We start from the raw sequence: 25,258 nt of genomic DNA, 5'->3' as shown, positions 1-25,258 counted from the left end.
TCGGGATTCAGGCAACGAAGGCATCGAGCTTGTCGAGGAACGAACTCCAGCCGCGCTGATGGTTGTCGCGCGCGGTCTCGTCGGCGAACTGGGCATGGTGGAACACCATCAAGGTGCCGGCACTGTCCGGCTTGAACGAGATCGTCACCAGCGATTCACGTTCCGGCGTCGAATGCCAGGCCCAGGTGAAGACCAGACGCTCGTTCGGGACGACCTCGCGATAGAGGCCGCCGGCCTCGAAATACTCGCCGTCATCGCCGACGAAGCTGATGCGAAAGCGGCCGCCGGTGCGGACGTCGAGCTCGGCCTGAACGCTCGCGGGCTTCATGTTCGGCGGCCCGAACCACTGCATCAGCTGTTCGGCTTGCGTCCAGGCGGCGAAGACTTTTTCCGGCCGCGCGCGGAGCCGGCGCGTGAGCGTGAGGCTCGGGCGCTCCGCGGCTCGTTCAGTGGCGTTGACGGCTGGGTTGGCCATGGCTCTTCCTCCACAAAGGCGGCAAGACGGTCGAGATTGTCGGACCAGAACTGGGCGTAGCGATTGAGCCAGTTCATCGCCTGCTCCATCGGCTGCGCGGTGAGCCGGCAGGTGACCGTGCGTCCGGTCTTCTCCCGCACGATCAGGCCCGCATCCGTCAGCACATCGAGATGCTTCATGATCGCCGGCAACGAGACCGGGAACGGTGCGGCCAGCTCGCTGACCGACAGGCCGTCCCGCTCACCGAGACGCGCGAGCAAGGCCCGCCGCGTCGGGTCGGACAGTGCCGCAAAGGTGCGGTCGAGCGTCTCGTCTCTATACTTAACCATATGGTTTAGTATAGGCGCGAACGCAAATGCGTCAAGCCGGAACCCGCGCGCTCGGGGCCGCACGACTGCGTGATCGGGACGGAAGGCTACCGGCGGCGGCTTAAGAGGGTGGAACGTGCCGGCCGCGCAGCGCTGGCGCAGGCGGCGGTCGCGCGATCGCGGCAGGGTTCGGTCCGCAAAAACCTTTACGGCCGGATGCGCTCAGCTGGCATTGCTCGCGGGTCTGATAGGAGCAGTCGCCGGGATAGCCGTATTCCGAATCCTGAATGCACCACGCGTAATCCGCGCGCGCCGGACTGCCGCCGGCGAGCCATACGAGAACTATGATCCCGAGTACGAATTGCGCCTTCCGCATGACCGATCTCCCAGGTTCGCCGCGCGACATGCGACCTCACAGAGAGAAAGGCTTGCGGAGCCGATTTATTCCGGAGCGGCCACGCGAAAAGGCGCTGCTGCGGTTTCGTGGCGTTCGCGCCTGGCTAGTACGGTGCGACGGGCCGCTTGCGCCGGTGCGGCCGCGGTTGCGGCTCCGGCTGCAGGCCGTAGGCAAGGCGCGGATTGCGGTCGCAGAACAGCAGGCGGCCGGACACGCTGGCCTGGCACTGCTCCAAGGTGCTGTAGGCGCATTCGCCGGGATAGTCGTATTCACCGCCCTGGGCGCACCATGGATAGTCGCGGGCCGCCGCCGGCGTGACGGTGACGAAGCCGGCGAGGACGCCCAGCGTCAGGAGCGCCAATTGCGTCTTGCGCATGATCCGAACTCCTTTTCACGGCGCGTAGCCAAGGCACCATTTACATCAGGTTTCGTGGCGCCGTTTTATTCCAGATCGAGCCGGCAGCGTAGCAAAGAAAAAGCCCTGCCGAACGGCAGGGCTCCACTCTCGGGTCATCACAAGATCGCTACTCGACCTTCAGGCCGGCGAACTCGACGACCTTCTTCCACTTCTCGGTTTCGGCCTTGATCTCCTCGCCGAACGCCTCGGGCGTCTGCACGCGCGGCTCGCCGCCGAGCTCGACCAGACGCTTGGTCATGTCGGGCTCCTTCATCAGCGTGTTGATCTCGCTGTTGAGCTTGGCGATGATCTCCTTCGGCGTGTTCTTCGGCGCACCCATGCCGAACAGCGCGCTGGCCTCGTAGCCCTTCACGGTGTCGGCGATCGGCTGCACGTCGGGCAGCTGCGACGAGCGCTCCGCGGTGGTGACGCCGATCGCGCGCAGCGAGCCGGAACGGATGTGCTGGATGATCGAAGGCATGTTGTCGAAAATCACCTGCACCTGGCCGCCGAGCATGTCGGTGATCGCGGGCGCAGCCCCACGATAGGGCACGTGCTGCATCTTGCAGCCGGTCATCGCCATGAACATCTCGCCGGACAGATGCACCGAGGTGCCGTTGCCGGACGAGGCCATGTTCACCTTGCCGGGATTGGCCTTCACGTATTCGATGAACTCGGCGACGTTCTTGGCCGGCACGTCCTTGTTGACGGTCATCACGTTCGGCACGCGCTGGAACGATGCGACCGGCGCGATGTCGCGCACGAAGTTGAACTTGAGGTTGGTGTAGAGCGAGGCGTTGATGAAGTTGGCCGGATTGACCAGCTGCAGCGTATAGCCGTCGGGCTCGGCGTTGACGACCGATTCGGTTCCGATGTTGTTGCCGGCGCCCGGCTTGTTCTCGATCACGAATTGCTGGCCGAGCTTCTCCGACAGACGCTGGCCGATCAGCCGCGCCAGGATGTCGGTGGCGCCGCCCGGCGGATAGCCGACCACCCATTTCACCGGCCGGGACGGATAGTCGGCGGCAAAGGCCTTCGACAGCGGGGTGGCTGCAAGCGGACTGGCGGCGAGCAGGCCCAGCGCGGTACGGCGAGTGATCATCTCAAGGGTTCTCCCAGTGTTGTTCTTGAAGGCCGGATAGCTTGAAAGTGGCGTCGGCGTGGTTGTAACAAAGCTTGCGGAGCGCGGAAAGTGCAGCTGGCGCATCACGACGAAAGGATGAGGCATGCCGGTCAAGGTCGAAGCCCTCGATCATCTCGTGATCAATGTCACCGACGTTGCCGTGACCGCCGAGTGGTACCGCAGGATTCTCGGCATGGAAGTCAAGGTGTTCGACCCCGGCGGCGGCAAAGCGCCGCGGACTTCCCTTCAATTCGGTAACCAGAAGATCAACGTCCGGCCGCGCGATGCCGACAAGGTCGAGTGGTTCACCGCGGATCATCAGACCGCCGGCAGCGAGGATCTGTGCTTCCTCACCTCGGCGACGCCCGACGAGGTGGTGGCGCATCTGAGGGCACACGGCGTCGCCATCGAGGAAGGCCCGGTTCCCAAGCAGGGCGCCCGCGGGACGCTGCGCTCGGTCTATTGCCGGGATCCCGATGGGAGCCTGATCGAGATATCGTCGTACGAGGCTTGAGGCCGGAAGCGCCACGCTGCCAGCCCCATCGTCATTGCGAGCAAAGCGAAGCAATCCAGACCGCCTCCGCGGTTGCAGTCTGGATTGCTTCGTCGCAAGGGCTCCTCGCAATGACGGGGAGAGAGCGCGGACTGCCCTCCCCCCGATTTGCGCCCCGCGTCCTCCGATGGCAGGAAGACGCAATAAACAAAACGCAGCCGCCAGCAAGATGCAGGCTGCAACGGGGGGAGCCATGCCAGTTCATCAGACCGCAGCCGGAATCGTGGGTCCGTTCGACGGGCTCGACGTGCCCTGGCTCCTGCAGATGCGCGCCGAGATCCGGCGTGATCATCCGTTCCTGATCTGGGCACCGTTCGACGCGCCGGCGCGGCGCTGGAGCTATGGCGAGTTTCACGAGCGGGTCGGCGCGCTCGCGGCGGGGCTGGCCAAGCGCGGCGTGAAGCCGGGCGAGTACGTGCTCATTCACCTCGACAATTGCATCGAGGCGCTGCTGGCCTGGTTCGCCTGCGTCGAGCTCGGCGCCATCGCGGTCACCACCAACACGCGCTCGGCACCGGCCGAGGTCGCCTATTTCGCCGATCATTGCGGCGCCGTCGCCGCGATCACGCAGCCGGCCTATGCGGAGATCGTCGCGCAGAACTGCTGTAACATTCGCTGGATGGCGGTGACCTCGCATGATGCCGGCGCGACTGCGCAAGCGGTCTCGCGCGGCGACAGCTTTGAATCGTTATTCGCAGACAGCGCCGATCGCCCGCGGCGCGCGACCGATCCGCTGGCGCCGTGCAGCGTGCAATACACTTCGGGCACGACGTCGCGCCCCAAGGCGGTGCTGTGGACCCACGCCAACGCGCTCTGGGGCGCCAAGATCAACGCCGCGCATGAGAACCTGCATGCGAGCGACGTGCACCAGGCGTATCTGCCGCTGTTCCACACCAACGCCCTCGCCTATTCCATGCTGGCGACGCTGTGGGTCGGCGCCACCTGCGTGATCCAGCCGCGCTTCTCCGCGAGCCGGTTCTGGGGCGTCGCGCGCGAGCACGGCGCGACCTGGACCTCGACGATTCCGTTCTGCATGAAGGCGCTGCTCGAGCAGGAGATCCCGAAGGACCATAAGTTTCGCCTGTGGGGCACCGCGATCAACGAGCCGCCGGCCTTCGCGGCGTTCGGCGTCAAGATGATCGGCTGGTGGGGCATGACCGAGACCATCACCCACGGCATCGTCGGCGAGGTCGACCAGCCCAACATCCCCATGTCGATCGGCCGCGCCGCGCCCGAATACGAGATCCGCATCACCGATGACGACGGACGGCCGACCGAAATCGGCGGCACCGGCAACCTTGCAATCAAGGGCATTCCCGGCCTGTCGCTGTTCGCCGAATATCTGCACAACGAGAAGGCGACGCGCGAAAGCTTCGACGAGCACGGCTTCTTCCTCACCGGAGACCGCGTCGACCGACTGCAGAACGGCTTCATCAAGTTCGGCGACCGCGCCAAGGACATGCTGAAGGTCGGCGGCGAGAACGTCGCGGCGTCCGAGATCGAGCAGGTGATCGCAGTGGTGCCGGGCGTGCGCGAGGCCGCCGTCGTGGCGAAGAAGCATCCGATGCTGGACGAGGTGCCGGTCGTGTTCATCATCCCGCATGGCGGCGTCGCGGCTGCGCCGCTCGATTTCCATGACCGCGTGATGGAAGCCTGCCGCGCCGGTCTCGCCGACTTCAAGCTGCCGCGCGAGATCCATCTCGTCGACGACATGCCGCGCTCGACGCTGGAGAAGGTGGCGAAGGCGGAGCTGCGGAAGATGGTGGGGTGAGTTCGTAGGGTGGGTTAGCCGAAGGCGTAACCCACCGGCTTCGTTCGGCAGACGCTGAGGCATGGTGGGTTACGCCTAGCGTCCGCGCTTCGCGCAGTCGCGAGGCTAACCCACCCTACAGCATCAACTCAGAACGACCCCAGCGCAACCGGGCGGAAGGCCTGCAGCAGCTGCTGGTCCAGCTTGCCACCCATGCCTTCCATCATCGTGAACGCACGCGAGTGCGTGAACGGCATGCGGTAGGCGCGCTTCTCCACCAGTGCGGCGTAGATGTCGACGATGGTCGTCAGGCGCACGATGTCGCTGATCTGGTTCGACGACAGGCCATTGGGATAGCCGCTGCCGTCGAGGAATTCGTGGTGGTGCAGCACGACGTCGAGCATCTCCGGCGGGAAGCCGCCTTGCGCGGCGAGCGCGTCATAGCCGCGGCGCGGATGCTCGCGGACCTCGGCCATCTCCTCGTCGTTGAGCTTGCCGGGCTTGTCGAGCAGGTTCGAGGGAACGAAGGCCTTGCCGACATCGTGCAATAGCGCGGCACGGGTCAGGCGGCGCTGGTCGTCCTCGCGCATGCCGAGATGCTGCGCGAAGGCGACCGCAAAGCCGGTGACGAAGAGACAATGGCGGTAGCTGCCGACGTGATGGCAGCCGACCGTGGTGAGCCATTCGCGCAGCGAGGAGTGCTTGATCGCCTTCAGGATCTTGCTCTCGGCGGCGATGACGTCGTCGAAGGTCAGAGGCACGCCGAGCGGCAGCTTCTCGAACATCTTCGCCAGCACCGCATGCGCCGCCTCGACGCCGCGGTTGAGCGTCTTGCCGCGATCGGTCGCGTCATAGGTCGCGGTGTCCGGGAACGCAGCGCGGATGCGCTGCAGGATGTCCTCGGGCCGAAGCGGCCGCGAGATCGTGTCGGTGGCGCCGAGCGCCCAGGCCTGCATGGTGCCGTGATGCAGGGCATCCGCAAGCACGAACAGGCGCGGCATCGAACGATAGGCGTCGCCGCGCAGCTTGTTGCGCACCCTCTGCACGCTCTCGGGCGAGCGCAGGTTGATATCGACGACGAGGCCGGAGAGATCGCGCGACGGCTGCTCGGGGATGTCCTGCGTCGTCACCGTCGAGACATCGCCGACCGCCTTCAGGATGCTGGCGAGCTCGGTGCTCTCGTCGCTCCGGTCGGAGGCGAGCAGAAGCCGGCGTTTGGCGGCGGATTTGACAGAGGCGTTCATGGCTTCCCCAAAGCACTGAGGGCACGGGTCGGGATTTGGCATCAGCCTAAGCCGGATCAGGTTCTCCGGGCCTTAAGAGGCGTACTCAATGGAACCCTTCGGAACCGCACGCAATTTTAGGGATTTCGGCCTGCACGGCCGGAATAGCAAAGTGCGAAAACAACCCCATGCACAGTAGGCCGAGCATTGTAATTGCTGGGGTTTTTCGAGCGCGAGGAACGGCCAAGGCCATCAAGCCTCATCCGGCCCATGCGCCGGGGCCAGTCGCGCCATCGAAACGATCCCGGCTAGAATGAAAGCGAAAACAAGAAGGGTGGAAACATGCCAAGGGTCGATCGGGACGGCGTCAGCATCTATTACGAGGTCCATGGCGAGGGCCCGCCATTGCTGCTCACCCACGGCTACTCCTCGACCTCGGCGATGTGGCACGGCCAGGTCGATGCGCTCGCGAGAGGTCACAAGCTGATCCTCTGGGACATGCGCGGCCACGGGCAGTCCGACTACCCCGACGATCCCGCGGCTTACAGCGAAGAGCTGACCGTCGGCGACATCGCGGCGATCCTCGACGCGGTCGGCGCGCCGCGCGCCATCATCGGCGGCCTCTCGCTCGGGGGTTACATGTCGCTCGCCTTCTATCGCGCGCACCCGGCGCGTACCCGCGCGCTGCTGATCATCGACACCGGCCCCGGCTTCAAGAAAGACGATGCGCGCGAGGCCTGGAACGCGCGGGCGCTGACCACCGCGGGCAAGCTCGACCAGGAAGGGCTCGCGATGCTGAAATCCGCGACGCGCGAGCGCGCCACCGCGAGCCATCGCAACGCCAAGGGGCTGGCGCTGGCCGCACGCGGCATGCTGACCCAGCGCGATGCGCGCGTGATCGAGCTGTTGCCCGACATCGGGGTGCCCAGCCTGATCGTGGTCGGCGCCGACGACACGCCGTTCCTCGCCGCGTCCGACTACATGGCGGCAAAAATTCCCGGCGCACAAAAGGTCGTGATTCCCGCCGCCGGACACGCCGTCAACATCGATCAGCCGCAGGCTTTTGTTGACGCGGTGGTGCCTTTCCTGAAGAACTTGCCGGCATAGGCAGAAGGATCCCAGGCAATGAAGCGTGCGATGGTGGTTGCGGGCACAATGTTGCTGTCGATGTCCGCGCAGGCCGAGCCGTTCGGTGCGCCGCCAGCGCGCCAGCCCTTCGTCACGACCTTGTCGAACAACACGCCGCTCGCCTTCGGCATGGATGCCGAGCAGACCTCGCGCGCCCTGGGGCAGACGCTGCAATATGTGCGTGGACGCCCCGGCAACGAGATCTATCTCGCGCTCCGCAACATCGGCGGCAGCGGGCTGATCCCCTACCGCCACCGCCTGTTCCTGCAGTTCCGCCACGGACGGCTGGCGGGATGGAAGGAGGATTACGGCGAGAACTGGATGTGGGAGTAGTGGTGGCTGTTCATGACGCAAAGAGACCGTATCCGCGTTGTCGTGCACTGAAGTTGCCACGTCGTCATGGCCGGGCTTGTCCCGGCCATCCATGATCTTTCGCGCGACACCGAGAACGTGGATGCCCGGGACATAGGCGAGCGAAGCGACGCCGTCCTTCAGACGGCTATGCCCGGGCATGACGAGTTCGCGGAGCCGACAGAATTCTCAGTCGACAACCAACCAAGAAGGACAACCCGCGTGGGACAAGACATCAAGCTGACGGCTTCCGACAATTTCCAGCTCAGCGCCTATCGCGCCGATCCCGTGGGCACGCCGAAGGGCGCGGTGGTGGTGATCCAGGAGATCTTCGGGGTCAATCACCACATCCGCTCGGTCTGCGACCGCCTCGCCAAAGAAGGCTATGTCGCGATCGCGCCGTCGATCTTCGACCGCACCACTCCGAACTTCCAGTCCGGCTATACGCCCGACGAGATCGCCGAGGCACGCAAGTTCGTCGCCAATCCGGACTGGGCCGCGATGCTGCGCGACACCCAGGCCGCGATCGATGCGGTGAAGACCGTCGGCCCGGTCGGCATCATCGGCTTCTGTCTCGGCGGCAGCGTCGCTTTCGTCGCCGCGACGCGATTGACCGGCCTGAAGGCCGCGATCGGCTATTACGGCGGCGCCGTCGTGCGCTTTGCCGATGAAAAGCCGAAAGTGCCGACGCAGCTGCATTTCGGCGAGAAGGACGCCGGCATCCCGCTGACCGATGTCGAGACGGTCAAGGCGAAGCGACCGGACGTCGAGGTCTTCGTCTATCCCGGCGCCCAGCACGGCTTCCATTGCGACGAGCGGCCGAGCTACGACAAGGCGAGTTCCGACATCGCCTGGCCGCGCAGCATGGAATTTTTCGCGAAGCATTTGCAGAAGTAGCGCCTGACGTCATGCGCGGGCTTGACCCGCGCATCCATCAAGCGAAGCTTTGCCCATGTCGATGGATTGCCGGGTCAAGCCCGGCAATGACACCTCGGAAATCGGGTGGCTGCAGCCTGACACCCGGCGATAGAGCTGGCCGAACACGCCAACTCACGCCGGGAGATTGTCATGCAGCAGGCCAATACGAACATCGTCATCCGCAATCCGTTCGGAACCATGGACGTTCCGGCGCCGAACGATCGAGACGTCATGGACTATGCCGCAACGGCAACGCTTGCCGGCGATGCGGCCGATCTCAACGCGGCGGCGTGGGCTTCCATCGCGACGCCGTCCGATCGGCTCGAAGGCGTCTGGGCCAGCCGCTGGAATGGCGGTGCGGATCCGACGATCGCCGGCGATACGCCGGAAGCCTGGAAGGACGGACGCGCGGACGTGCGGGTTGCCGGCGAGCGAATCTATCTGCGCTTTGACTGGGACCATGGCCGCCGGCACGGGCTGATCGACGCTGCGCGCGAGGGCTCGCGGCTGGTCGGCAAATACATCAACCTGACCAATCCCGCGATCATGCGGCCGTGGGTCGGGCGCGTGGTCGATGCCGACAGGATCGACGGATGTTTTCCGAACGGGCGGCTGGATTTCAGGCGGTGAGCTAGAACCAGCGCTCGCCGACGAACACGGTGTCGCCCGGCGCCAGGGGAGTGCCGAGCGGCACGACGGCGCGCATGGAGCCGCCGTTCTCGGTGTGCGTGACGGTGACCACATCGCGCTTGGCGCGCGGCGAGAAGCCGCCGGCGATGGCGACGGCGCTTTCGACCGTCATGTTCGGCACGTAGGGATATTGGCCGGGCGCGGAGACTTCGCCGAGGATGAAGAACGGACGGTAGGTGTCGATCTCGACGGCGACCGAGGGTTCGCGGATGTAGCCGTTGCGCAGGCGCGCGGCGATCTCGCCGGCGAGCCCTGCGGTGGTGCGGCCGCGCGCAGGCACCGCGCCGATCAGCGGCATGGTGATGGAGCCGCCGGCATCGATGGCGTAGCTGTTGGTGAGACCTTCCTGGCCGTAGACCACGACGCGGAGCTTGTCGCCGGCATCGAGGTGGTAGGACGCGTCGTAGCGCACCGGCCCCGCCATCGGCCCGGCGTAGCCGACCGGCATCGGCGCGGGCGCAGAGGCGAAGGAGTTGCTGAGCGCGGCGATGGCACCGCCGCCGCTGTTGGCAACGACGACGGGCGGCGCTCCGTAGGGCTGGCCATAGGCCATGGAGTCGAGATCGGGGCGGGGCTGGACCATCGCGACAGGGCCGGCGGTCTGCATGCAGCCGCCCAGGGCCAGCGCGGCGGACGCTGCCAAGATCGACCATCGAAACGCGCGTGCAACCGGCACAGGACCCATCCCTCGAAACGAGATGCCCCAGTGATGCACCGGTTATGGTTAATAAAGGGTTGAGGGGCGATAAGGCGCGGTGCGCCCCTCTCCCGCTTGCGGGAGAGGGCTGGGGAGAGGGTATTTCCGCGATGGGATACTCGCCCAGAGGATAGAACCCTCACCCGCATTGCATCTCCGATGCAATGCGACCTCTCCCGCAAGCGGGAGAGGTGCACCGAGTTCGTGGCGAGTTTACGCGCTCACGCCGACGCCGATGGGACAGGACACGCCGGTGCCGCCGAGGCCGCAATAGCCGGCGGGATTCTTCGCCAGATATTGCTGATGGTAATCCTCGGCGAAATAGAACTCGCCGGCCGGCGCGACCTCGGTGGTGATGGCGCCGAGACGTTTCGCTGCAAGCGCCTTCTGATAGAGCGCCTTCGACTCCTCGGCAGCCTTCTTCTGCGCATCGCCATAAGTGTAGATCGCGCTTCGATACTGCGTGCCGACGTCGTTGCCCTGGCGCATGCCCTGCGTCGGATTGTGGCTCTCCCAGAACGTCTTCAACAGGCGCTCATAGGAGATCTTCTTCGGATCGAACACGACCAGCACCACTTCGGTGTGGCCGGTGCGGCCCGAACAAGTCTCTTCATAGGTCGGGTTCGGCGTGTGACCGCCGGCATAGCCGACGGCGGTCGTATAGATGCCGTCGCCGAGCTCCCAGAACTTGCGCTCGGCGCCCCAGAAGCAGCCGAGGCCGAACACCGCCTGCTCGAGGCCGGCAGGATAAGGCGGCTTCAACGTGTTGCCGTTGACGAAATGGAAGGTCGCGGTCGGAATGGCTTGCGCACGGCCCGGCAGCGCTTCCGCTGCGCTCGGCAATGCGGTGGTCTTGCGCATGAACAGCATGATGGGTCTCCGCAACGAGCGGTTCGTCGCGTGAGCCAGTTGCTCAGGCGGCGCGCTCGCGATCAGGTGGGAATATAGGTGTCTACGCAGGAACCGGCAGCGTTGTTACGCCGCGCTCGGCGCGATGCTCAATCCCGGCGGGAATTGAATGGTCAATCCCGGCGGGAATTGAAGGTCAATCCCGGGAATAGCCGATCAGCGGCTTGCGCGGCCGGAACAGCAGCATCAGCAGAATGCCGAGAATGCCGAGGACGGCGAACACCGGCTGGTCCAGCACGAGGCGGATCACCGAGGTCCAGAGCCAGGGCGCCTTGGCCTCGACCCAGGTCCGGAACGCGGTCTGGCTGGCCTGGTTGATGTCGTTCCAGAATTGGCCGAACCGGGTGAATTTGAGGGTCTGGTCGGCAACCCAGCGGGCGCCGTCATAGACCATGAAGATGAACCCGCCGGCCAGCAGCAACAGCCCGATCAGTCGAAAAAAGCCGCGGATCATGCCCCACCCTATACGGCCGTCCGATCGGACGCGCCCTGGAAATGCCGTCAGCCAATAGCCGCAAGGCGGCAGAAATTCAACCTCTTCAGGACGTTACGGCGCCCGTCCAGCCCGCTAAAGGGCGGTTTTCCAGCCCGGAAAGCGTTGACGGTGCCACAGACCCTCTCTATAAGGGCGCCAACTGGCGGCGGGCGCAATCCTGCCGCCGCTGTTCTTTGAGCAGTTGCAGGCTGTTTAGGCCTCATGTTCCGGGGACGGCCCAGCAACCGAACACCCTAAATCCGAGCGTCGATTCCGCGGTCAAGCAAGCCGGCGCTACCCGACCAAGACGCGACCGGTACCCGCAAAGGATATTGAGACCATGGCCAATACCACTTCCGCCAAGAAAGCGACGCGCAAGATCGCCCGCCGCACCGCCGTCAACAAGTCGCGCCGCACCCAGATGCGCGGCGCCGTGCGCACTGTCGAGGAAGCCATCGCGACCGGCGACCGCGCTGCCGCCGTCAAGGCGCTGGCGAATGCCGAGCCCGCGCTGATGCGTGCCGCGCAGCGCAACATCATTCACAAGAACAACGCCAGCCGCAAAGTCTCGCGCCTCACCGCGCAGATCGCCAAGCTCGCCAAGTAAGTTGCGACATCATCTGATCGGTTGATCCGGTCAGCACGACAAAGAGCCCGGCATCGCGCCGGGCTTTTTTGTTGCCCGTCATATTCACGCAACCATCCATCCGCGTCGCAATCTCCACGTGGAAGAATTGCCTCGTCCGCATTATGATGCGCTCCGTAGTTTTACTGCGGGAGTTTTTGCAACAGCGGAAACCCTCACACTGCGTTGCGAAAAACCCCTGCGGCGCGGGGCTAAGATGAATCCTGGCGGGCAGAAGTTCTGCACACCGTAGATTCACCGGAACACTACTGCCGGTGGAGTTACCCTCCGAAACGAGACTCAAAAAGCGATGTCTCGCTAATCACTTATCGACATAGCGATCACAAGCATTTGGAAAATTCCCCGGCGCGTCGCGCGCGTGACGCTTTTGTAAAAAATTTTTGGCGGCGAGCGAGAATTGTCACATGAGACGCGCCGTTTTCGAATCTGTGCACGAATCCAAAAACTTGCTTCGTAACCTGTGAACAAGTCCCGCGCGGCGTTAACGCTGGTCAAGTTTTTAGATGCCTCAAGTGTGAATCAATTTCGTTGCGAGTCTTTCCGCATAGTGTATTCCTTAAGTCGTCAGCGGCGCCCACGATCTTGAGACCAGCGCGGTATCGGAAACGGGGCGAGCGTGCAAATCGGCGGCGGTGTGCACGTTGGCGACGCATCAACAAGCGATAGTCGGTTCACAACCCACATCACGTGGGAACGGTAGATCTTTGTCTGAATGTCTCCAAGCAGGATGTTTCGCATCCTGCTCGCGCCAGGCGCAAACGAGAGACGTCGCGAAGCTACCCCGGCACGCATGAGGGCGAAGTCGAGCGGACGACACGTACACGGGCAGGCATCCGCGAGATCAATACGCCGCGGGTGACTTATGGACACGCAGGACCTTGTCGTGAGCAATCACGGCAGGACGGGGAGGTATCATGTCTTACGGACTCAACGCGGTATTGAAACACGTCTCCTACTCGAACGATGCCGGTTTAGATCAGTCCGACCTCCAGCCTCCCGCGTGTGACGGAGCGCAGAGTACGCGCTGACCTCGCGAACCCTCCATCTCTGACATCGCTGACCGGACGCGGCGTTCTCGCCGAACGGTCGAGCCATGCCTGACGATGGGGCTCGCTCTGAGGTCGCACCATGCCAGAAACCCTGATGGCAGGAACTCTGCATGGCGCTCACCACGCAACTAAATCTCTCAAGAGAAGTTTTTTGACGATGAATACATCGGAACAGGATCGCTGGTCGCGCGTGAAGAACCGGCTGCGCTCGAACGTTGGCGAAGACGTCTATACGAGCTGGTTTGCCCGCATGGATCTGGAAGGCGTGCAGGACGAGAGCGTGCGGCTCTCGGTTCCCACGCGCTTCCTGAAGAGCTGGATCCAGGCTCATTATGCCGAGCGCGTGCTGTCGTGCTGGCAGGCCGAGATGCCCGAAGTGCACCGCATCGACCTCACCGTTCGCTCCGCGGTGCGCCCGGTGGTGCAGCCGAAGGAAGCGCCCGCGCCGGTCGAGGCACGCCGCGTGCCGGCCCCCGAGCTGCGCTCCACCGCGACCGCGCCGGTCTCGGCCAATCATGATGCGCTCGGCGGCTCGCCGCTCGATCCGCGCCTGACCTTTGCGAGCTTCGTCGTCGGCCGCTCCAACACGCTGGCCCATGCGGCCGCGCGTCAGGTCGCCGAGGGTCGCCGCGGCGATCCCGTCATGTTCAACCCGCTCTACATCCATGCCGGCGTCGGCCTCGGCAAGACGCATCTGCTCCAGGCCGTGACCTGGGCCGGCAATTCCGGCAACGAACGCAAGGTGCTGTATCTCACCGCCGAGAAGTTCATGTACGGCTTCGTCGCCGCGCTGAAGACGCAGACGGCGCTCGCCTTCAAGGAAGCGCTGCGCGGCATCGACGTGCTCGTCATCGACGACCTGCAGTTCCTGCAGGGCAAGTCGACGCAGGCCGAGTTCTGTCACACGCTGAACGCGCTGATCGACGCCGGCCGCCAGGTCGTGATCGCGGCCGATCGCCCGCCGTCCGATCTCGAGAGCCTGGACGATCGCGTCCGCTCGCGGCTTGCCGGCGGCCTCGTGGTCGAGATGGGCTCGCTCGGCGAGGAGCTGCGCCACGGCATTCTCAAGTCGCGCGTCGCAGCCGCCCGCGCCCACCATGCAACCTTCGACGTGCCGGAGGAGGTGCTGCATTATCTCGCCCGCACCATCACCCATAACGGCCGCGATCTCGAAGGCGCCATCAACCGCCTGCTGGCGCATTCCAAGCTCAACAACCAGCCGGTGACGCTGGAGATGGCCGAGCGCGAGGTGCGCGACCTGGTCCGGCCGCAGGAGCCGAAGCGGATCAAGATCGAGGACATCCAGCGCGTCGTGGCACGGCAGTACAATGTCAGCCGCTCCGACCTGCTCTCCTCGCGCCGCACCGCCAACGTGGTCCGCCCGCGCCAGGTGGCGATGTACCTCGCCAAGACGCTGACCCTGCGCTCGCTGCCGGAGATCGGCCGCCGCTTCGGCGGACGCGACCACACCACGGTGCTGCACGCGGTCCGCAAGATCGAAGCGCTGGTCTCCAAGGACACCGCGCTGTCGGAGGAAGTGGAATCGCTGAAGCGCCAGCTTCAGGAATAAAGGCCTAGGCCTCCTGCCATTCTCCCGCCGCCCCGGCCACGCCTGGGCGGCGGTTTTCGTTCGGGCGGTAAATCGTGGGAATCGTGCGGAACTGCCCCCCGATCCCTTGAATCCGGGGGCCATCCGAGCCACCTTGCGCGACCCTGACGGCTTTGGTCATATCGGCTGGATGATCCGGCCTGTCGGGGTCATCGGTGCCGCGGCGGGCTTTTTGGGGCGCCCGGCTTTTCCAACGTTAGGTTTCCTTGGGGATCGGGCGAGTAGTGCAATGAAGGTTACGGTCGAACGCGCGCAACTCCTGAAGTCATTGGGCCATGTCCACCGCGTGGTCGAGCGCCGCAACACGATCCCGATCCTCGGCAACGTGCTGGTGCGGGCCGAGAATGCCAAATTGTCGCTGAAGGCGACCGACCTCGACCTCGAGGTGACCGAAACGCTGGCGGCGGAAACCGCGACCGCCGGGTCCACCACCGTGCCGGCGCACATGTTCTACGACATCGTGCGCAAGCTGCCCGACGGCTCGCAGATCGTGCTGGAAGCCGACGGCGACCGCGCCGTGCTGGCGATCCGCGCCGGCCGCTCGCGCTTCACGCTGCAGACGCTGCCGGAGAACGATTTCCCGGACCTGGCCGCCGGCGACATGTCGCATTCGTTCTCGCTCGCCGCCAAGGACATCAAGCGGCTGATCGACCGCACCCAGTTCGCGATCTCGACGGAAGAGACGCGCTACTATCTCAACGGCATCTATCTGCACGCCGCCGGCACCGCGAAGGCCGCGACCCTGCGCGGCGTTGCCACCGACGGCCATCGCCTCGCCCAGCTCGACCTCGTGCAGCCCAAGGGCGCCGAGGGCATGCCCGGCGTGATCGTGCCGCGCAAGACGGTCGGCGAGGTGCAGCGCCTGATCGAGGACACCGACGCCGAGATGACGATCGAGCTGTCGCAGGCCAAGATCCGCTTCACCATCGGCAACGTCGTGCTGACCTCGAAGCTGATCGACGGCACCTTCCCGGACTACGGCCGCGTCATTCCGCAGGGCAACGACAAGGAGCTCGTCGTCGACAAGAAGGATTTCGAGAACGCGGTCGATCGCGTCTCCACCATCTCCAGCGAGCGCGGCCGTGCGGTAAAACTGTCGCTGTCGGCGGGCAAGCTGGTGCTGTCGGTGACTAACCCGGATTCCGGCAGCGCGACCGAAGAGCTCGAGGTCGAATACGCCTCCGACGCCCTCGATATCGGCTTCAACTCCCGCTATCTGCTCGACATCGCCGCCCAGATCGAAGGCGACGTCGCAACGCTCAGGCTCGCCGATCCCGGCTCGCCGACCCTGGTGCAGGACAAGGACGACAAGAGCGCACTGTACGTGCTGATGCCGATGCGGGTGTGACGATATTTCTCCTCTCGTCATGGCCGGGCTTGACCCGGCCATCCATCGAACCAGATGACCTATTGGGTGTACATCCTAGCCAGCAAGCCCGGTGGAACACTCTACATTGGCGTCACCAATAATCTGATCAGACGCGTCTACGAGCACCGTGAAGGCCTGGCGGACGGCTTCACCAAACGCTACGGGGTGAAGACCCTGGTTTATTTCGAGGCACACGACACGATCGCCGCTGCCATCCAGCGCGAAAAGAACATGAAGCACTGGTCGCGCGAGTGGAAGATCGATCTGATCGTGAAGAGCAATCCCGCGTGGCAAGACTTATATGATGAAATTGCCCGCTGACGCGGGCGATGGATTGCCGGGTCAAGCCCGGCAATGACAAGGCAACATGACCCCCTCCCGCATTCATCGCCTGACGCTGACGCATTTTCGCAATTATCGGGCGGCGGGGCTCGAGACGGCGGCTGACATGGTGGCACTGGTCGGGCCGAACGGGGCGGGCAAGACCAATTGCATCGAGGCGATCTCGTTCCTGTCGCCGGGCCGGGGCCTGCGGCGCGCCACGCTGGAGGACGTCGCGGACAACCAGGGCGACGGCTCCTGGGCGGTGTCGGCGCAGGTCGAGGGCGCGCTGGGGCTGGCGACGCTCGGCACCGGCATCGAGCCGCCGCGCGCGGACAGCCCGGTGAGCCGGCGCGTCCGCATCGACCGCGAGCCCGTGAATTCCGCGGCCAGCTTCGGCGACCACATCCGCATGGTGTGGCTGACGCCGGCGATGGACGGGCTGTTCATGGGCACGGCCTCCGAGCGGCGGCGCTTCTTCGACCGCCTGGTGCTTGCCATCGACAGCGATCATTCCAGCCGCATCAACGCGCTCGAACGCTCCCTGCGCTCGCGCAACCGCCTGCTTGAGACCCGCAATTACGACGACCATTGGTGCGACGCGATCGAGCGCGAGACCGCCGAGCTTGCCGTCGCGGTCGCCGCCACACGCGGCCAGACCGCCGCGCGCCTGACCGGCATGCTCAACGCGCGCGCGCAAGCCTCCGCGTTTCCGTCCGCGCACATCGCGCTCGACGGCTGGATGGAGAACGCGCTGCTGAGCGAGACCGCGACGTCGGTCGAGGACCGCTACCGCCAGATCCTGCGCGACAACCGCGCGCGCGATGCGATCGCCGGCCGCACCACCGACGGCCCGCATCTCACCGATCTCCAGGTCGTCTATGCGCCGAAGAGCATGCCCGCGCGCGACGCGTCCACCGGCGAGCAGAAGGCGCTGCTGATCGGCCTCGTGCTGGCGCACGCCACGCTGGTCGCGGAGATGACCGGCATCGTGCCGCTGCTGCTGCTCGACGAGGTCGTCGCCCATCTCGATCCCAACAGGCGCGCTGCGCTGTTCGACGAGCTGCGCAAGCTCGGCGCGCAGGTGTGGCTGACCGGCGCGGACCCGGCTGCGTTTGCCGAGATCGGCGCGGGCGGCGAAGTCTTTGACGTCGAGAGCGGACGGGTTTCGGCGCGGCGCTAGACTTCGCATTGAACCCGAGCGTTTTCCGTCGCGACTAGCTGCCAGAGGCCGCGCCGACGGTGTCGCAGCCGTTGCTATCGCGACGTCCTTGAAGCGCGCGATTCCCTTGGAGAGTGACAATGCGAACGGTAAGGACCGGGGCGCACGCCCCGGCACGATGGCGGGCGTTTGCGTGCGGCCTCGCTTTCCTCGGCATCTGCATGTTCGCGGCAAGCAGCAGCGCCCTGGCGCCGCATCTGTCGGCGCTATTCTCGGGCGAGCTCACGCCGGATCCCGAGGCCAAGCTGCCCGCGCCGACCCGTTTCAGCTACAGGGGCACCCACACCACCGTGGTGAGCGGCATCGAGGCTCCGCTCCGCACGAGGCTCGAGGCCACCGTGCCGGCCGAGCTCGGCGACGTGCTCGCCTTCTACCGCACCCAACTCGGCAAGCTCGGCTGGCAGGAGACGCATGACGGCGCGGTGATCGCCGCCGACCGCGTGCAGCTCGCGTTCGCCTCGCCGCTGGGACCGGCGCTGCTGGAGCTCCAGCGCAAGGACGGCAGCACCGCGGTCGAGCTCGTGCAGAAGAATGCGGACACGGCGACGAAGGCGAACGTCATGCCCGAACCCGGCCAGGCCAAGGTGGTGTTCAGCAATATCGCCGAGACGGACGCCGTGCTCACGATCGATGCGCGGACCGTCACGCGGGCCCGCGGCACCAATGCCGTCGCGCTGGATCTGCCGCCCGGCAAATATCCTTACGAGGTGACCGTGCCGGGCCATCCGGCCCAGGCCAACACCCTCGTCATTGCCGCCGGCGATACCTGGGAGCTCACGGTGGGACGCGACGGCGACGCGTGGTCACCGCTTCACCTGTATTGAGCCTCCCGCGACCGCCCCCTACCCGGTTGAACCTGCCCGGTTCCTGCCGCGACTTCTGATCTGAGGCCGCGCCGACGGTGTCGCTGCCTGCGAATGCGCGAGGGATCGACCCCGCGCGAAATCCAGGAGTTTTGCGATGGCGATGATCAAGCGCGGGACGCAGGTCCCGGCTCGCTGGCGGCTGCTTGCCTGCGGGCTTTTCCTGATGGCGAGCTGCTCGATTGCGGCCGCCGCGGACGAGGGCATCGTCGACGTCCATGCGCTGCCGCAGCTCGAGGGCGCCGTGGAGGACACCTCGCGCCCCGATCCCTATCGCGTCGAATATCGCATGCCGACGCCGGAATCGGTGACGTCGCCCGCGGTGAAGAAGATGCTCAGCGCGGCCGGCTGGGTGCCCTATCTGCGCCCGCTGGAGGAGAAGAGCACCACGCTGAATTTCAAGAAGGGACGACAGGGCCTGTCCGTGCATTTCACGCAAGCGCTCGGCCGGCCCGACCAGTCCGTGGTCTATTACTCGACCGACCGGATCTACGGCAACGTGCCGTTCCCCGACGGCGCGAGCGAGATCATGTTCGACGGCACGCGGCCCTATCTCGGCTGCATCGCCGCGACCGCGCTCGATGCGACGGCGGACTTCTACAAGAGCCAGATGGATGCGATCGGCTGGCAGAAGCTCACGCCGGACACGGCGGCGCGCTGGACCACGAGCCTGGACGAGACCGTCCCGAACGGCGTGCGCGCGTTCTACGCCCATCCCGACAGCGAGGTCACCGGCTTCTACAGGCAGAAGCCCGTCATGCTGACGCTGACGCGCCGAGACGACGGCCGCACCAATGTCGACATCCGCGTCGCGCCCTTCGCGTTGCCCGCCGACCTCAAGGCCGACAGCGATCTGGCCGGCCTGCCGCGGCCGAATCCGACCAAGTCGGCCAAAAGCCTCGGCGGCGCGTCGTCCGCCAAGCGCGAAATGTCGGCCGCGGTGATGGCCGATCTGCCCGCCGTGCTCGCCTTCTACCATCGTGAGCTCGCTGCGCGCGGCTGGCAGGAGAACGGCAGCGTACCGCTCGCCGCCGGCGACGAGGTCGCCATCAAGGTCTCCAACGCCGAGGAAACCGGCGTGCTGCGGATCGGCCGCAAATATGATTTCACCATGGTCAGCATGGCGACCCAGCTGACGGAAGCCGCGCTTGCGGCCCGGCTCAAGGCCAAGAAGGAAGCCGACGAGCGTTTCTTCAAGGACGCCGAGATCGCGGCCAAGCAGGTCATCGCTGCCGACGAGGCACGCCGCAAGGTGCAGGCAGCCGCGCTGTCCGATGCGCCGCTCAATGCGCTCGCCGACAGCAAGACCCCGGTGCCGCTGCCGGAGAACGCCGAAGGCGTGAAGTTCGAAGGCGGCGACGGCAGCCTCGAATTCTCGTCCGCCTCGAGCGTGAAGGCGCTGACCGCGTTCTACCGGGCCTCGCTGAAGCCGATGGGCTGGAACGAGCGGCCCTCGGTCATCAACCAGCCCAACATGGCGATGCTGGAGTTTGCCAAGAGCGGCAAATCGATCTCCTTCACGGTGATGCAGATGGGCCCCAAGGTGCGGGTCAGCGCCGAGGGATCGGGCCTCAAAATGGCCGTCGCCAAGCCTGCGGTCGACAAGCCTGCGGAGGTGCAGGCCAAATCGTCCGAACCGCTCAAGCCCGACACAGAGTCCCAATTGCCCGTGCCGACGCAGCGCTCGTCCACCTCGCTCGCCACCACCAAGCTGCCGGGCACGGAGATGCCGTTCCGCCGCGAGCTGGAAGCGAGCGTCCCGGCACCGCTCGGCGATGTGCTGGCGTTCTACCGCACCGAGCTCGGAAAGCTCGGCTGGCAGGAAAAGACCGACGGCGCGGCCGTGTCCGCGGAGCGCGCGCAGATCGACTTCACTTCGCCGCAAGGCCCGGCCGTGCTCAAGCTCGGCCGCGCGAAGGGCGAGACCACGGTCAACCTCGCACAGAAGAATCCGGAGGCCGCGACCAAGGCCGACATCATGCCGAAGCCCGGCCAGGCCCGGGTGATGTTCGGCAATATCGGGCCGAAGGAAGCCTCGCTCACGATCAACAAGCAGACCATCAAGATCGCGGCCGGCGCCGGCGGGCCGCAATCGCCGAAAGGCCCGATGCTCGACCTCGCGCCCGGCACCTACCAGTACGCGCTGCGCACGCCCGGACGTCCGGCCCGCAGCGAGACCCTCACGGTCGCCGCCGGCGATGCCTGGGGCCTGATGGTGGGCCCGAGCGGCGACGTGCTGCCGTTGCAGATGTACTGAACCCGCCGACTGTGCCTGTACCGGCCAGGTTGAACCTGTCCGGTTCGCGGGGCGACTAGTGATGGCGGCGGCGACCGTGTCGCAGCCACTGCCTTGCGCGAGGAGCGCGAGGCGCGACATCCCTGGAGAGTGGATATGACGACGGCAAGGCTCGGGACGAAGGTCCCGGCGCGATGGCGGCTGTTGGCGTGCGGCCTCTTGCTTCTTGCAAGCTGCTCGCAGGAGCCGCTGACCGCAGCAGACCCCCACGCCGACATGCCGGTGCCGAAGCGATCCAGCCACGGAAATTTCGGCACCACCAAGGTGGACGGCATCGAAGTCCCGCTCCGGCTCGAAGTCAAAGCCCAGGTGCCCGCAGAGCTCAGCGACGTACTCGCCTTCTACCGCGCAGAGCTCGGAAAGCGCGGGTGGCAGGAACAGCCTGAGGGCGCGATGGTCGCCGCCGATCGCGCTCGGCTCACCTTCGCCTCCCCAAAGGGGCCGGGCACGCTGAAGCTTGGCCGCGCCAAGGGCGAGACCACGATCGAGCTGGTGCAGCGGAATACCGAGGCCGCGGCCAAGGCCAACTTCCTGCCGATGCCAGGACAGGCGCGGCTGATCTTCGGCTATCTTGTGCCTGATGTGGCCTCGCTGACGATCAACGATCAAACCATCGAGATCGCAGGCGGCGTCAATCACCCGCAGATGCTGGATCTGCCGCCCGGCACATATCCCTATGCGCTGCAGGTGTCCGGCCATCGGCTGCGCTCCGACACCATCACCGTGGCCGCAGGCGAGACCTGGTCGCTCAGGTTCGATGACGACGACAGGAAATCGGACCAGATCTACTGAGCCCGGCGCCCTGTTTCCGGGCACTCCGGAACAGCCCTCCGCACCCCGCAAAATCCACGCCTTCGAGGAGGCGAAACTGCCTCTCGAATCGGCCTTTTTGCAGGGCCCGAAATCGGCCTCCGGACGCCTTGAAAACCGGCCCAAAAACCCCATTTAGTCAAAGGGTTGCTGGGAGATACTTTGCGCTAGGCGCAAGCCCTCTTTCGTGGCACAAATAGCTCGCAAATCAGCGCCTTTTGCGCCGTTGATTCGGGCGACATTTCGAAGGCCTCTCATGACAGAACCTGCTCGGCAGCCCGCTGCCGAAAACGAGCCCTCCAATCCGAGCGAATACGGTGCGGAATCGATCCGCGTGCTCAAGGGTCTCGATGCCGTCCGCAAGCGCCCCGGCATGTATATCGGCGACACCGACGACGGCTCGGGCCTGCACCACATGGTGTACGAGGTCGTCGACAACGCGATCGACGAAGCGCTGGCGGGCCACGCCACGCGCGTCGATGTCGTGCTCAACGCCGACAATTCCGTCACCGTGCGCGACGACGGCCGCGGCATTCCCGTCGACATCCACAAGGGCGAAGGCATCTCGGCGGCCGAGGTCATCATGACCCAACTCCACGCCGGCGGTAAGTTCGACCAGAACTCCTACAAGGTTTCCGGCGGTCTGCACGGCGTCGGCGTCTCCGTCGTCAACGCGCTGTCGAGCAAGCTCGGCTTGCGCATCTGGCGCGACGACAAGGAGCACTACATCGAGTTCGCCCATGGCGATGCGGTCGCACCGCTGAAGGTGGTCGGCGACGCGCCGGGCCGGCGCGGCACCGAGGTGACGTTCCTCGCCTCGACCGAGACGTTCAAGAACGTCGAATATGATTTCGCCACGCTCGAGCATCGCCTGCGCGAGCTCGCCTTCCTCAATTCCGGCGTCAACATCATCCTCTCCGACATGCGCCATGCGGTCGAGAAGCGCGAGGAGATGCACTATTCCGGCGGCGTCGAGGAGTTCGTCAAATATCTCGACCGCAACAAGAAGGCGCTGGTGCCCGCGCCGATCATGGTGCGATCGGAAGCCAACGGCATCGGCGTCGAGGCCGCTCTGTGGTGGAACGACAGCTACCACGAGAACGTGCTGTGCTTCACCAACAACATCCCGCAGCGTGACGGCGGCACCCATCTCGCCGGCTTCCGCGGCGCGCTGACGCGCCAGGTCAACGGCTACGCCGAGGCCAACGCGAAGAAGGAAAAGATCGCGCTGACCGGCGACGATTGCCGCGAAGGCCTGACGGCCGTGCTGTCGGTGAAGGTGCCGGACCCGAAGTTTTCGTCGCAGACCAAGGACAAGCTGGTGTCCTCGGAAGTGCGTCCCGTGGTCGAGAACGTCCTCAACGAGGCGCTCCAGGCCTGGTTCGAGGAGCACCCGAGCGAAGCCAAGATGATCGTCGGCAAGGTGATCCAGGCCGCCGCCGCCCGCGAAGCCGCCCGAAAGGCACGCGAGCTGACGCGCAAGAGCCCGCTCTCGGTCTCCTCGCTGCCCGGCAAGCTCGCCGACTGCCAGGAAAAGGATCCGGCCAAGTCAGAACTCTTCATCGTCGAGGGTGACTCGGCAGGCGGCAGCGCCAAGCAGGGCCGCAACCGCGAATTCCAGGCCGTGCTGCCGCTGCGCGGCAAGATCCTCAACGTCGAGCGCGTCCGCCCGGACAAGATGCTGTCGTCCGAGCAGATCGGCACGCTGATCACCGCGCTCGGCACCGGCATCAGCGATGAGTTCTCGGTCGACAAGCTGCGTTATCACAAGATCATCGTGATGACGGACGCCGACGTCGACGGCGCCCACATCCGCACGCTGCTGCTCACCTTCTTCTACCGGCAGATGCGCGACATCATCGACGGCGGCTATCTCTATATCGCCCAGCCGCCGCTCTATAAGGTCAGCAGAGGCAAGTCCGAGCAGTACCTGAAGGACGAGCGGGCGCTGGAAGATTATCTGATCGACGCCGGTCTCGACGACTGCGTCTACATCCCCGGCAACGGCGGCGACCGCTCGGGGCGCGACCTGCGCGCGCTGGTGGACGATGCCCGCGTGGTCCGCAGCATCCTGCGCAATCTGCACAGCCGCTATAACCGCAAGGTGGTCGAGCAGGCCGCGATCACCGGCGTGCTGAACAAGTCGGTTTACGGCAACCCCGAGAACGCCACGGCCGCCGCGCAGTACATCGCGACCCGGCTGGACAGCCAGGCCGAGGAGGTCGAGCGCGGCTGGGTCGGCCAGTTCGTCGAGGGCCAGGGTTTCCTGTTCGAGCGCACCGTGCGTGGCGTCAAGGAAGCCGCCATCATCGACGACGCGCTGCTCGGCTCGGCCGAAGCCCGCAAGCTCGACGAGTACGCATCCAAGCTCCAGGACGTCTACGCCCGCTCCGGCAAGCTGCGGCGCAAGGACTCTGAGCACGTGGTGCACGGTCCGTCCGACCTGTTCGAGGCGGTCACCGATTCCGGCCGCAAGGGCATCACGCTGCAGCGCTACAAAGGCCTCGGCGAGATGAACCCGGAGCAGCTGTGGGAGACCACGCTCGACACCGAGGTGCGCTCGCTGCTGCAGGTGAAGGTCAAGGAGGTCGACGAGGCCGATGACATCTTCACCAAGCTGATGGGCGACGTGGTCGAGCCGCGTCGCGACTTCATCCAGGAACATTCGCTCAGCGCGACGATCGATATCTGAGATCGGCTGGATTTGGGCGCGCCATCGCCAAGCACTCGCTGCAACCTCTCCCGCTTGCGGGGGAGGTCGCGCCGAAGGCGCGGGTGGGGGCTTTCTCCTCTAGGGGATGTCCTCCGCATATTTCGGCAATCCCACTGCGGAAGCACCCTCTCCCCTGCCCTCCCCCGCAAGCGGGGGAGGGGGCGCACCGCCTTCAAGGCAACACCTCCCCCTGAACCTCCCCACCTGCCATCGCGACAAAATGGCGTAGCCGGCACCGGGAGAGGTCCGAACGCATGTTGTCGACTTTAGCTGGCCAGCGCCAAATGTACGTTCAGCAGGCCTTCGAACTGGCCGAGCTGTTCGGCTTCGAGACCCGCAACAAATACCGCATCCGCGATGAGAACGGTCGCGATCTGCTCTATGCGGCTGAACAGCAAAAGGGACTTCTCGGTTTCCTGTGGCGCCAGGCATTTGGGCATTGGCGCTCTTTCGAGATCCATTTCTTCGACAACACCCGGCAGCCGGTCATGCGCGGGGTTCATCCCTTCCGCTGGTTCTTTCAGTGCCTGGAGCTGCATTCGCGCGACGGCCGCCTCATCGGAACCATCGAGCGTCAGTTTTCGATTCTCACCAAGAGCTTCCATGTGATCGATGCGCAGGGGAGAGTGGTGCTTGAGGTCAGTTCGCCATTTTGGCGCGTGTGGACGTTTCCGTTCATGCGCGGAGCGCAAGAGCGCGCGCGCGTCGCGAAAAAATGGTCTGGCCTCGGCTCTGAACTGTTTACAGACCGCGACAGTTTTCTCGTGGAATATTTGGAACCCGGCCTGACCGAAGATGAGCGAGCGCTGGTTCTCGCAGCTGCGATCTACATCGATCTCATGTTCTTCGAAGTCAAAGGCGAGGGCGGCGCGATCAATTGGCTGCGCAATTGAAGCGCCTCGCGGCAACATCAGACGTCCCCTGAACCTCGCCAGTCGCCATCGCGACGAAACGGCATGACCCCGC

25 protein-coding genes are annotated in these 25,258 nt (G+C 65.3%); 16 read left to right on the top strand and 9 right to left on the bottom strand.

Going from position 1 to position 25,258, the window contains the following annotated elements:
• Positions 1-7: 7 nt before the first annotated feature.
• The 5 genes from JQ617_RS23000 to JQ617_RS22980 all read right to left on the bottom strand — a co-directional run bounded on the left by JQ617_RS23000 (position 8) and on the right by JQ617_RS22980 (position 2,679).
• Complete coding sequence (locus tag JQ617_RS23000) at positions 8-352, bottom strand: SRPBCC family protein (protein WP_249157370.1); 345 nt, start codon at positions 350-352, stop codon at positions 8-10.
• A complete protein-coding gene (locus JQ617_RS22995; protein WP_249157369.1) occupies positions 352-804 on the bottom strand; it encodes an ArsR/SmtB family transcription factor in 453 nt (150 codons plus the stop codon). Before JQ617_RS22995 ends, JQ617_RS23000 begins: the two co-directional genes overlap by 1 nt.
• Positions 805-904: 100 nt before the next feature.
• Entirely contained in the window at positions 905-1,159 is a 255-nt protein-coding gene (locus JQ617_RS22990; RefSeq protein ID WP_212028251.1) for a DUF3551 domain-containing protein, read from the bottom strand.
• 124 nt (positions 1,160-1,283) lie between these two features.
• Positions 1,284-1,556 carry a DUF3551 domain-containing protein gene (locus JQ617_RS22985; protein WP_212028250.1) on the bottom strand — a complete coding sequence of 91 codons (273 nt, stop codon included), beginning with the start codon at positions 1,554-1,556 and terminating at the stop codon, positions 1,284-1,286.
• 148 nt (positions 1,557-1,704) lie between these two features.
• On the bottom strand, positions 1,705-2,679 hold the full coding sequence (locus tag JQ617_RS22980; RefSeq protein ID WP_212028249.1) for a Bug family tripartite tricarboxylate transporter substrate binding protein: 975 nt from the start codon (positions 2,677-2,679) through the stop codon (positions 1,705-1,707).
• A gap of 124 nt (positions 2,680-2,803) precedes the next feature.
• Between JQ617_RS22980 and JQ617_RS22975 the strand changes: the two genes are divergently transcribed.
• Together JQ617_RS22975 and JQ617_RS22970 are read left to right on the top strand one after the other, a co-directional pair.
• Positions 2,804-3,214 (top strand): VOC family protein, encoded by a 411-nt coding sequence (locus JQ617_RS22975; RefSeq protein WP_212028248.1) that lies wholly within the window; start codon positions 2,804-2,806, stop codon positions 3,212-3,214.
• A gap of 232 nt (positions 3,215-3,446) precedes the next feature.
• On the top strand, positions 3,447-5,024 hold the full coding sequence (locus JQ617_RS22970; RefSeq protein ID WP_212028247.1) for an AMP-binding protein: 1,578 nt from the start codon (positions 3,447-3,449) through the stop codon (positions 5,022-5,024).
• A gap of 128 nt (positions 5,025-5,152) precedes the next feature.
• Here the strand turns inward: JQ617_RS22970 and JQ617_RS22965 are convergent, their stop codons facing one another.
• Positions 5,153-6,247: an HD-GYP domain-containing protein gene (locus JQ617_RS22965; protein WP_212028246.1), complete on the bottom strand. Its 1,095-nt coding sequence runs from the start codon at positions 6,245-6,247 to the stop codon at positions 5,153-5,155.
• 321 nt (positions 6,248-6,568) lie between these two features.
• On the opposite strand from JQ617_RS22965, the gene JQ617_RS22960 reads away from it, so the two are divergent.
• The 4 genes from JQ617_RS22960 (at position 6,569) to JQ617_RS22945 (ending at position 9,253) form a co-directional block, all read left to right on the top strand.
• Positions 6,569-7,333, top strand: a complete 765-nt coding sequence (locus JQ617_RS22960) for an alpha/beta fold hydrolase (RefSeq protein WP_212028245.1) — start codon at positions 6,569-6,571, stop codon at positions 7,331-7,333.
• 18 nt (positions 7,334-7,351) lie between these two features.
• Positions 7,352-7,687 (top strand): hypothetical protein, encoded by a 336-nt coding sequence (locus tag JQ617_RS22955; RefSeq protein WP_212028244.1) that lies wholly within the window; start codon positions 7,352-7,354, stop codon positions 7,685-7,687.
• A gap of 240 nt (positions 7,688-7,927) precedes the next feature.
• Entirely contained in the window at positions 7,928-8,602 is a 675-nt protein-coding gene (locus JQ617_RS22950; protein ID WP_212028243.1) for a dienelactone hydrolase family protein, read from the top strand.
• A gap of 171 nt (positions 8,603-8,773) precedes the next feature.
• The gene (locus tag JQ617_RS22945; protein WP_212028242.1) at positions 8,774-9,253 is read left to right on the top strand and encodes a hypothetical protein; all 480 of its coding nucleotides are present in this window, start codon (positions 8,774-8,776) and stop codon (positions 9,251-9,253) included.
• Position 9,254: 1 nt separating this feature from the next.
• Here JQ617_RS22945 and JQ617_RS22940 read toward each other — a convergent pair whose 3' ends face one another.
• The 3 genes from JQ617_RS22940 to JQ617_RS22930 form a co-directional block, all read right to left on the bottom strand.
• The gene (locus JQ617_RS22940; RefSeq protein WP_212028241.1) at positions 9,255-9,989 is read right to left on the bottom strand and encodes a polysaccharide biosynthesis/export family protein; all 735 of its coding nucleotides are present in this window, start codon (positions 9,987-9,989) and stop codon (positions 9,255-9,257) included.
• A 234-nt stretch (positions 9,990-10,223) separates the two neighbouring features.
• Positions 10,224-10,880 carry a peptide-methionine (S)-S-oxide reductase MsrA gene (msrA, locus tag JQ617_RS22935; protein ID WP_212028240.1) on the bottom strand — a complete coding sequence of 219 codons (657 nt, stop codon included), beginning with the start codon at positions 10,878-10,880 and terminating at the stop codon, positions 10,224-10,226.
• A 175-nt stretch (positions 10,881-11,055) separates the two neighbouring features.
• The gene (locus JQ617_RS22930) at positions 11,056-11,373 is read right to left on the bottom strand and encodes a hypothetical protein (protein ID WP_063685908.1); all 318 of its coding nucleotides are present in this window, start codon (positions 11,371-11,373) and stop codon (positions 11,056-11,058) included.
• A 361-nt stretch (positions 11,374-11,734) separates the two neighbouring features.
• Between JQ617_RS22930 and rpsT the strand changes: the two genes are divergently transcribed.
• From rpsT to JQ617_RS22880, 10 genes are all read left to right on the top strand, one after another.
• Positions 11,735-12,001, top strand: a complete 267-nt coding sequence (gene rpsT, locus JQ617_RS22925; RefSeq protein ID WP_027563963.1) for a 30S ribosomal protein S20 — start codon at positions 11,735-11,737, stop codon at positions 11,999-12,001.
• A 1,245-nt stretch (positions 12,002-13,246) separates the two neighbouring features.
• A complete protein-coding gene (gene dnaA / locus JQ617_RS22920; protein WP_063685906.1) occupies positions 13,247-14,659 on the top strand; it encodes a chromosomal replication initiator protein DnaA in 1,413 nt (470 codons plus the stop codon).
• Positions 14,660-14,927: 268 nt separating this feature from the next.
• Positions 14,928-16,046: a DNA polymerase III subunit beta gene (dnaN, locus tag JQ617_RS22915; RefSeq protein ID WP_063685904.1), complete on the top strand. Its 1,119-nt coding sequence runs from the start codon at positions 14,928-14,930 to the stop codon at positions 16,044-16,046.
• 54 nt (positions 16,047-16,100) lie between these two features.
• Positions 16,101-16,388 carry a GIY-YIG nuclease family protein gene (locus tag JQ617_RS22910; RefSeq protein ID WP_212028239.1) on the top strand — a complete coding sequence of 96 codons (288 nt, stop codon included), beginning with the start codon at positions 16,101-16,103 and terminating at the stop codon, positions 16,386-16,388.
• Positions 16,389-16,434: 46 nt separating this feature from the next.
• Positions 16,435-17,571, top strand: coding sequence for a DNA replication/repair protein RecF (gene recF / locus JQ617_RS22905; RefSeq protein WP_212028238.1), 1,137 nt, complete (start codon positions 16,435-16,437; stop codon positions 17,569-17,571).
• Positions 17,572-17,690: 119 nt separating this feature from the next.
• Positions 17,691-18,434 (top strand): hypothetical protein, encoded by a 744-nt coding sequence (locus tag JQ617_RS22900; RefSeq protein WP_212028237.1) that lies wholly within the window; start codon positions 17,691-17,693, stop codon positions 18,432-18,434.
• 136 nt (positions 18,435-18,570) lie between these two features.
• The gene (locus tag JQ617_RS22895; protein ID WP_212028236.1) at positions 18,571-20,730 is read left to right on the top strand and encodes a hypothetical protein; all 2,160 of its coding nucleotides are present in this window, start codon (positions 18,571-18,573) and stop codon (positions 20,728-20,730) included.
• A 135-nt stretch (positions 20,731-20,865) separates the two neighbouring features.
• A complete protein-coding gene (locus JQ617_RS22890; protein WP_212028235.1) occupies positions 20,866-21,561 on the top strand; it encodes a hypothetical protein in 696 nt (231 codons plus the stop codon).
• Between the two features lie 274 nt (positions 21,562-21,835).
• Positions 21,836-24,271, top strand: coding sequence for a DNA topoisomerase (ATP-hydrolyzing) subunit B (gyrB, locus tag JQ617_RS22885; RefSeq protein ID WP_063685894.1), 2,436 nt, complete (start codon positions 21,836-21,838; stop codon positions 24,269-24,271).
• A gap of 275 nt (positions 24,272-24,546) precedes the next feature.
• On the top strand, positions 24,547-25,185 hold the full coding sequence (locus tag JQ617_RS22880; RefSeq protein ID WP_145657403.1) for a phospholipid scramblase-related protein: 639 nt from the start codon (positions 24,547-24,549) through the stop codon (positions 25,183-25,185).
• Positions 25,186-25,258: the final 73 nt, after the last annotated feature.

The sequence above is a fragment of the Bradyrhizobium sp. KB893862 SZCCT0404 genome, from assembly GCF_018130885.1.
Taxonomy (GTDB): Bacteria; Pseudomonadota; Alphaproteobacteria; order Rhizobiales; family Xanthobacteraceae; genus Bradyrhizobium; species Bradyrhizobium stylosanthis.
This window is presented reverse-complemented; position numbering and strand designations above follow the sequence as displayed.